We start from the raw sequence: 8,909 nt of genomic DNA on the forward strand, positions 1-8,909 counted from the left end.
TAGGTCATCGCCAATATGAAAAAGGACGCCGAAGCGCCCTTTTCTTTTTCATTCAGTTAGTCTTCGTTCGATGTATTGGTATCTGTTGTATTTTCAGATGCATCTACATTTACTTCGTCAACTACAGTTTCTTCGGCAGTCTCGATAGAAGCATCTAAAATATCGTCTTCGACTTCAACGGCTTCCACTGCAACAACACCGACCAAGATTTCTTCATTGCCTAAACGAATCAGACGTACACCTTGTGCATTACGACCTGTTCTAGCAACTTCAGAGGCACGAGTACGAACTAAAGTACCGCCATCAGAAATCAACATCAACTCTTTAGATTCATCAATTGCAACCGCACCGACCAACTCACCGTTACGTTCTGATGTTTTGATAGCAATAACACCTTTACCACCACGTTTCTTGGTTGGGAAGTCATCAACTGGCGTACGTTTACCATAACCATTTGCAGAAGCACACAGTACTTCGCCAGTTTCAGGTACAACAACTAATGAAACAATACGGCTCGCCACATTTAAATCAGAAGATTCTTCATCATCTGAATCTGTGTCAGTTTCAACATCATCTTCGGCCTGAGCTGCAGCTAAAGTGACACGCATACCACGCACCCCTTTTGCAGTACGTCCCATCACACGTGCATCAGTTTCAGAGAAGCGAATTGCTTTACCTTCATTTGAGAACAACATGATTTGCTGTTCGCCATCGGTGATTGCAACACCAATCAAGGTATCTTCTTCTTTCAGCTCAATTGCACGTAAGCCGTTTGAACGAACATTACTAAATTGTTCTAATTCAACACGCTTGACCGTACCAGATGCAGTTGCCATAAATACAAAGAAGTTCTTACGCATTTTCTCTGCAAGATCAGCAAATTCAACAACGGTTTCATTGTCCAAATCTGTTGTTGAAAGCTCAACACCCAACTCTTTCAATTGCTTACGTAATGCATCAGAGAGTTCATCAGCATCTTCAGCCAACTCATCGAATGAAGCTTTTAACGCTTCATAATGCGCGTCGATAATACTATTTTCACGTAATATCGCGACATTGCTACGCACAAAGTTTTTGAACTCAGCTAAGCGTTCTTTAAATTTCTTCGGCGCATCAATCACAGGAAGAATTGCTGTGATCGTCTCATCGGCATCCAGTGGCAATAAGTTCACCATTGGGCGACCTTTCGAACCACGCGATGCTTGAGGCACTTCAAACACTCTCAGGCGATAGACTTTACCAACATTGGTAAAGCACAACACTGTGGCATGGTTAGATGTCACAATCAGATGCTGGATGTAGTCATCTTCTTTCATCGAGGTCGCAGATTTACCACGTCCACCACGACGCTGCGCAGCATAGTCTGAAAGCGGTTGTGTTTTCGCATAACCTGTTTTTGAAACAGTCAGTACCACTTGCTCTTCAGGAATTAAATCTTCACGAGAGAAGTCAATACGAGACTCAACAATTGCAGTACGACGAGCATCACCATATTGTTGCAAAATTAAAGCTAACTCTTCTTTAATCACGCCCATCAATAAATTGAAGTCATTTAAAATCGCTGTGAGTTCAGTAATTTGACCTAAAATTTCAGTATATTCAGCTTGTAACTTGTCTTGTTCAAGACCCGTTAAACGGTGCAAACGAAGTTCAAGAATCGCACCGACTTGCGCAGGCGATAAACGATATATCTGACCATCTAGACCAAACGGACGGTTTGGATCTTCACCTTCAATTTCGTCTGGACGTACAGAAACAGAACCTGCTTTTTCAAGCAGTGCAATTACATTGCCTGCTGCCCACTCACCTGCTTGTAAACGCTCACGCGCCTCAGCTGGGTTTGCAGAAGTTTTAATGGTTTCAATGATCGCATCAATATTTGCTAATGCTACCGTCAAACCTTCTAAAATATGGCCGCGCTCACGTGCCTTGCGCAATTCAAACATGGTACGACGCGTCACTACTTCTTGGCGGTGACGAATAAATGCCGCAACAATGTCTTTCAAGTTCATTAACTTTGGCTGGCCGTTGTCTAAGCACACCATGTTAATGCTGAAAGAGTTTTCCAACTGCGTGTTTTGGAATAAGTTATTTACCACAACTTCAGCATTTTCACCACGCTTTAAGTCAATGGCAATACGCATCCCGTCTTTGTCAGATTCATCACGTAGCTCAGAAATACCTTCCAGTTTTTTCTCTTTCACTAACTCAGCGATACGTTCAATGGTTTTCGCTTTGTTGACTTGATATGGAATTTCTGTGAAAACGATCGTGGTACGACCTGTTTTTTGGTCTTCTTCAAAGTGGTATTTACCACGAATATGCAAACGACCTTTACCCGTACGGTAAGCATCAACAATGCCCGCTTTACCGTAAATAATGCCACCTGTAGGAAAGTCTGGACCCGAAATATACTCCATCAATCCTTCAATTGAAATATTTGGGTTTTCAGCATAAGCCAAACAAGCGTTCACGACTTCAGTCATGTTGTGCGGCGCCATATTGGTCGCCATACCCACAGCAATACCTGTAGTACCGTTAATCAGTAAGTTAGGAATACGCGTTGGCATCACTTGCGGAATACGTTCAGAGCCGTCGTAGTTGTCTTCCCAATCCACCGTATCTTTTTCAAGATCGGCAAGAATTTCATGAGTCAACTTACGCATACGAACTTCGGTATAACGCATCGCAGCTGCGCTATCGCCATCGACCGAACCGAAGTTCCCCTGACCATCAACCAATTGATAACGCAAGCTAAAATCTTGAGCCATACGAACAATGGTTTCATAAACAGCAGAATCACCGTGTGGGTGATATTTACCGATCACATCACCAACCACGCGGGCAGACTTTTTATAAGCTTTGTTGTAGTCATTACCCAATTCGTGCATTGCATAAAGCACACGACGATGAACAGGTTTTAGACCATCTCGAACATCTGGCAAAGCACGAGAAACAATCACGCTCATTGCATAGTCAAGATACGAGTTCTTGAGTTCATCCTCAATCGCAATCGGTCTGATTTCCGATACGCTCATGCATACTCCTTATTCTACAAACGTAAAACCGCTTGCATTTATATGTCGTAAAACTTGCAAAATTATTAGTTCAAAATACTGAACTAAAAACTGAAATATAGCCGCAAATTATAGCATAAACACTCTGATTTTTGTGTCACGTCACCACAGTTAATCTCGTTAATTTTCTTTAATTTAGGGGTTATTTTTTACACATGTATAGGATGTACATTTACAGCTCCATCACATTCCCTGTTAACGTTGCGTAAAATGCAAAAAAGCCCTCATTTTTGAGAGCTTTAAGCCATGTCTTGCCTATCTTTGGACTTACTGATCAACCCCTTGCTTATCGCGCCGCATAATATGAAATGCCACCATAAACAAGCCCAATATTAAAGGAAACTCATATAGCTCCTCCATAAGGTCTTTATAAGCAATCTGATGTAAGAAAATTCCACCATAAATGCGACTGTGTTCAATGCCGTCAGAAATAATCAAACCCAACACCGTGAGCAGCATTGCCCAAGCAGGTATCGTAATGTTCTTCATTTTTATCGCAATCTCATGGCGCAATGGTTTAACCAACAACATAAATACGACTGAACCAATCAAAACTACCGAGATGCCACGAAAATATACTTTTGGGACCTCAGGGAAATAGTCTCTACCCCAACTGGTGCTACGCCCAAATAAAAGTAACCACCACAGTACTCCCCAGATCCAAAAATACTTTTTACCCTCTGGAAGACGCATCGGCTGCATATAAAAATAACTAAATACAGCGAATATCAATAAAAGTAGAGCTTGTATATTTTCCACGCCACGTACAACAGCACCACCTAAAAGTGGAAGCTGTAGATCAGCCAAAAATGGAAAGATTAAACACAGAACAGCAAGGATCAGAACAGACCACGATACACGCGTATCAATCAGCAAAATCACGACTCCCAACTTAACAAAAAAAGTTTTATGTAAGTTAAGCTTAAAAATGGATGGCAAATAGTATCATAAATCTGAATATTCAGATGCACACTCATCTTAAGAAATGCTTAAATTTTCATTATTATTTGCAAAATACAAGGACTTAAAATAACAAAATAAATATCGAGTGATTTTGATTTTTTATAATATTGAGATTGATTTACGCACATAAAAAAACGCTCCTGCACATGACAGCTAAGCATTGCTTAAACTGCTTGCACAAAAGCGTTTTTTGAAACGTTGTCAGGAATTAGATTTTAGATACTAACTCTGGAACAACGGTATTCAAATCACCTACTAACCAGTAATCCGCTACTGCATTGATAGGTGCTTCTTCGTCTTTGTTGATCGCAACGATCACTTTAGAGTCTTTCATACCCGCCAAGTGCTGGATCGCACCAGAGATACCTACAGCGATATACAGGTCAGGTGCAACAATTTTACCTGTTTGACCTACTTGCATGTCGTTTGGAACAAAACCTGCGTCAACCGCAGCACGTGATGCACCTTGAGCAGCGCCCAATTTGTCAGCCAATGGATCAAGAACAGTATGGTAGTTCTCACCTGAACCCACACCACGACCACCTGAAACCACGATACGCGCAGCAGTTAATTCTGGGCGTTCAGATTTTACGATCTCTTCAGCAACAAACTTAGAGATACCCGCATCTTTTGCTTCGCTTACAGCTTCAACCGCAGCAGAACCACCTTCAGCAGCGACAGGGTCAAATGCTGTACCACGTACAGTACCAACAATGATTGCTTCATCAGACTGAACTGTTGCAATCGCGTTACCTGCATAGATTGGACGCTTAAACGTATTTGCAGATTCAACAGCAATGATGTCTGTAATCATGCTGACATCAAGAAGAGCAGCCACACGTGGAAGAATATTCTTACCCGTTGTAGTTGATGCAGCCAATACGTGTTTGAAACCACCTTTAGCAATATCTGCAACCAAAGCTGCAACGTTTTCAGCCAATTGGTTTGCGTAAACTGCGTTGTCAGCAAGTAATACTTTGCTTACACCCGCAACTTTTGCAGCAGCATCAGCAACAGCTTGAGCGCCAGAACCAGCAACTAATACAGTGATATCACCACCGATTTTTTGAGCTGCTGCAACAACGTTTAAAGTTGCACCGTTTAGTGCTTTGTTGTCGTGCTCAGCGATAACTAAAATACTCATGATTTTATCCTTCTGTATTAGATCACTTTCGCTTCATTTTTTAGTTTTTCTACAAGTTCGTCTACAGACTTCACTTGTACGCCGGCTTTACGTTCAGCAGGCGCTTCAACTTTAACTGTTTTAAGTTTAGTTGTCGTAGAAACACCAAAATCAGCAGGAGACTTCGTATCCAGCGGTTTTTTACGCGCTTTCATGATGTTTGGAAGAGCGGCATAACGTGGCTCGTTCAAACGTAAGTCAGTGGTGATGATCGCTGGAAGTGCAAGCTCAACAGTTTGTAAACCGCCGTCGATTTCACGAGTTACTTGTACTTTGTCGCCATCAACTTTAACTTCAGAAGCAAAAGTACCTTGACCTGCACCTAGAAGCGCACCAAGCATTTGGCCAACTTGGTTAGAGTCATCATCAATTGCTTGCTTACCAAGAAGAATCAACTGAGGTTGTTCAGCGTCAACAACGCCTTTCAACACTTTCGCAATTTCTAAAGCACCCAGTTGGCTGTCATCAGCTTCAACTAAGATACCGCGGTCAGCACCAAGCGCCATTGCAGAACGGATTTGCTCTTGCGCTTCTTTAGGACCAATAGAAACAACGATGATTTCTGAAACAGTTCCTTTTTCTTTTAAGCGAACCGCTTCTTCCACTGCAATTTCACAGAATGGGTTAATTGACATTTTAACGTTGGTTAAGTCAACACCACTGTTGTCCGGCTTAACGCGAACTTTAACGTTGGCATCAACCACACGTTTTACAGCAACAAGAGCCTTCATGTAATCCTCGGCTGTTTTAGCAAATGTAAATGTTGAGAAAAGTTAGTTTAACTCTTCACTTAAATTTTTTTAGGTGCCCTATCTTGCAATGTGTACGGCATTTCGGTCAAGTCACAATTCACCAAAGAGCTGTAAAAATGCGTAAATTTAGCTGAACGACGCGTTCATACTTTTTTGTACGCACTATATTTGCACAAAATCGCACTCAGATTAAGTTATGATTTTTATTATATTTTTATCTGATTTACATTATTCAAAGATTTGATTTCTTTTCTCTAATATTCATCATCAAATAGATGATTGACTGCCTGTTTACATCTTTATCAGGCTTCACAAATCTGTCATTTAAGATAGATCACGCAGCCTTAGATTCAAATACTCATTATTCTAGACATACGATGACACAATATTGCTGCTTTATTAGGCGATCTTAAAAACTTCCTCAAAAAAAAGCATGCCCTTCTGACATGCTTCTCTGAGTTTAATTGGCAATCAGCCATGTCGCGGCCAATGCCAACAGACCACCTGAAGTGCCATCAATCCATTTTTGCTTACGTTCATCTATTGGGGCCTTCTGTGTCAGTTTTGCAAAACCAGACTCAAACTACAGTAGACCACAAAAATCATCGCGATAAAGAGTAAAGATAAAATCAAACCTTGACTGACAGTGTTGGCAGATTTATCGATAAATTGCGGCAAGATTGCAAAATAGATAAGCATACCTTTAGGATTTAATAGTGCGGTAAAAAAGCCTTTTTTGATCGGGTTATTTTCCGTTTTTCGGTCTAGTTGCAATTTTTTAGTGCTAAAAACCGACTTTAATAAACCAAAGGCCAAATACAACAAATATGCAATACCCAGCCAGCGGATGGTTTCAAACAAAAGCGGGAAAGACACAATAATGGCAGCAATACCCAAAGCCACTAAAATTGAATGTAGTAAATAGCCTGTACATACGCCGATAGTCGCCATCATGCCTGCTTTTGCATCTTTGCCCATAACTTGAGACAGAATAAATAACATATCTGGCCCAGGTGTAAAAATTAGTGGCAGCACGGTCAGTGCAAAGAGTACATATACAGACATTTCCTTTCCCCTTTCATCCATTAGAAAGTGAAAATTAGTATGTGCGAAATAATACAAAATTGGCTTTCAATTTATTCTATAATAAAACGTATTTTTCAAATTATATTCTAAGATATGAAACAATCACCAAAGTCTGTGCGCATAAAACTTGACCGTATTGATAAAAATATCATTCGCCACTTACAAGACAATGGCCGTATTCAAAATAATGACTTAGCACGAGAAATCGGTCTATCACCGTCTTCATGCCTAAGACGCGTCAAACTATTAGAAGAAGCAGGTGTTATTCAAAATTATACCACAGTGGTCGATCCACAAAAAATTGGCCTTCAACTGATTCTGTTCTCGCGTATTTGGCTGGTCGGTCAAGATGCCGAAACCATCGACACCTTTATTGAAGCCATGAAAGAGCTCCCTCAAGTCATGGAATGCTACATTATTTTAGGTGAATGCGATGCAATGCTGAAAGTCGTGGTACCCGATTTAGAAAGCTATCGTGAGTTCCAATCCACGCATTTGACCAAAAAGAATGGCATTACCAGTGTCAAAACAGACTTGCCAAGTCAAATCATTAAACAAAGTTTCCAACTGCCGCTTGATGAAATCTAATGTCAGCGCATTTAAATTTTGCGATAGAAACGACGCGTTTACGTCTAAGAGCTTGGCACGCAGATGACTTTCCTGCATTTGCGCAGTTAAATGCCGATGCTCAAGTGATGCGTTATTTTCCTCATCCACTCACGCAAACAGAAAGCGATACCCTTGCGCAAACGTTTCAGCAATTCATCAATCAAAATGGTTGGGGCTTTTGGGCAGTCGAACTGAAGCATAGTCAGGAGTTCATTGGATTTACAGGCTTACATGCTCAACCTGAGTGCTTTGATTTTTCACCCTGTGTCGAAATCGGTTGGCGATTAGACTCGAAATTTTGGCATCAGGGTTATGCCACAGAAGCTGCACAGGCTTGCTTATATTTTGCTTTTTCGGTTTTAGACTTGGATGAGGTTGTTGCTTTTACCGCAGTTCAAAATAGGGCTTCTGAAGCGGTAATGAAACGTCTTGGCATGCAACATCGTGGCTATTTTAATCATCCTAAACTCGATCAAAATAGCCCACTGCTTCGACATACGCTCTATGCCATTAAGCCAGCTGACTTTCTAAAAAATCACGATGAATATGACTTAAATCAATCAATTCATATTGTCCAAGATTAAAAATTTTCCAGACTTCAAAAAAGTCGTCTTTCAAATCAATGCTATTTGAGGGCTGTGCAGTCGCTTGCCACTGTAAATCGGAAATCCATAAATAGTATTGCCCAGTCTCTGCATTAAAAGCCTGAACTTTACCTGCTGCATTGACGCCTTGAACAAATGCATTTTCGGGCAGTACAGGCTCAATATTGGCTAAACTAATTTCAACAAAATGTTTGACCTGACGCAAACCATAGCCCGCAAAAATATCTTTTTGCGCGGAGCTGAGTTGATCATACTTTGCTTGTATATCTGAAATCATATACTGACCTATTTTCACATTTGTCATCTTCAATATAAGCTTAAATCTACCGTTTCATTAAACTGGAACATTAAGCCCATCCTCTTTTAAGTTTATACTCTATTTTTTGCCGATTTATTATTCTACAAAAGTTCATAATCACACTTTTTCTAACAAAAGTGATCGATCATTGCTACTTATTGATCTAGTTGATTCAAGCAAGAATAATGCCGAATTTCACAGCCCCTAGCTGTTTAGTCCCGGCATTTGATGGATCGGATCAATTTTAAAAAGTTCAGGTTCATCTGTCCACTGTTTGCAGATGAATTCGTAGGGAGTCAGGCCCCTGAGTGTTTTGAGTCTGCGGCCGAAGTTGTA

Annotated in this window: 7 protein-coding genes and 2 pseudogenes; 2 read left to right on the forward strand and 7 right to left on the reverse strand. The window is 40.7% G+C overall.

The features are described 5' to 3' along the window. Positions 1–56: 56 nt before the first annotated feature. The 5 genes and pseudogenes from gyrA to MF4640_RS11275 form a co-directional block, all read right to left on the reverse strand. A complete protein-coding gene (gene gyrA, locus MF4640_RS11255) occupies positions 57–3,038 on the reverse strand; it encodes a DNA gyrase subunit A (protein ID WP_078389619.1) in 2,982 nt (993 codons plus the stop codon). 306 nt (positions 3,039–3,344) lie between these two features. Next, on the reverse strand, positions 3,345–3,953 hold the full coding sequence (locus MF4640_RS11260; protein WP_078389622.1) for a hypothetical protein: 609 nt from the start codon (positions 3,951–3,953) through the stop codon (positions 3,345–3,347). Positions 3,954–4,248: 295 nt separating this feature from the next. Continuing rightward, complete coding sequence (locus tag MF4640_RS11265; protein ID WP_004982561.1) at positions 4,249–5,184, reverse strand: FAD-binding protein; 936 nt, start codon at positions 5,182–5,184, stop codon at positions 4,249–4,251. A 17-nt stretch (positions 5,185–5,201) separates the two neighbouring features. Beyond that, entirely contained in the window at positions 5,202–5,954 is a 753-nt protein-coding gene (locus tag MF4640_RS11270; RefSeq protein ID WP_005400499.1) for an electron transfer flavoprotein subunit beta/FixA family protein, read from the reverse strand. A gap of 481 nt (positions 5,955–6,435) precedes the next feature. Next, positions 6,436–7,040, reverse strand: a pseudogene (locus tag MF4640_RS11275) (LysE family translocator). 114 nt (positions 7,041–7,154) lie between these two features. Between MF4640_RS11275 and MF4640_RS11280 the strand changes: the two are divergent. Together MF4640_RS11280 and MF4640_RS11285 are read left to right on the forward strand one after the other, a co-directional pair. Beyond that, complete coding sequence (locus MF4640_RS11280) at positions 7,155–7,649, forward strand: Lrp/AsnC family transcriptional regulator (protein WP_004695793.1); 495 nt, start codon at positions 7,155–7,157, stop codon at positions 7,647–7,649. After that, positions 7,649–8,254 (forward strand): GNAT family N-acetyltransferase, encoded by a 606-nt coding sequence (locus tag MF4640_RS11285; protein WP_078389620.1) that lies wholly within the window; start codon positions 7,649–7,651, stop codon positions 8,252–8,254. The genes MF4640_RS11280 and MF4640_RS11285 overlap by 1 nt, the downstream gene beginning before the upstream one ends. Here the strand turns inward: MF4640_RS11285 and MF4640_RS11290 are convergent. After that, positions 8,181–8,579 carry a hypothetical protein gene (locus tag MF4640_RS11290; protein WP_005400495.1) on the reverse strand — a complete coding sequence of 133 codons (399 nt, stop codon included), beginning with the start codon at positions 8,577–8,579 and terminating at the stop codon, positions 8,181–8,183. The two genes, MF4640_RS11285 and MF4640_RS11290, sit on opposite strands and share 74 nt — an antisense overlap. 198 nt (positions 8,580–8,777) lie before the next feature. Then, positions 8,778–8,909: pseudogene (locus MF4640_RS19015) on the reverse strand (IS481 family transposase); the annotation flags it as partial.

This window comes from Acinetobacter sp. MF4640 (assembly GCF_002018895.1).
Classification (GTDB): domain Bacteria; phylum Pseudomonadota; class Gammaproteobacteria; order Pseudomonadales; family Moraxellaceae; genus Acinetobacter; species Acinetobacter johnsonii.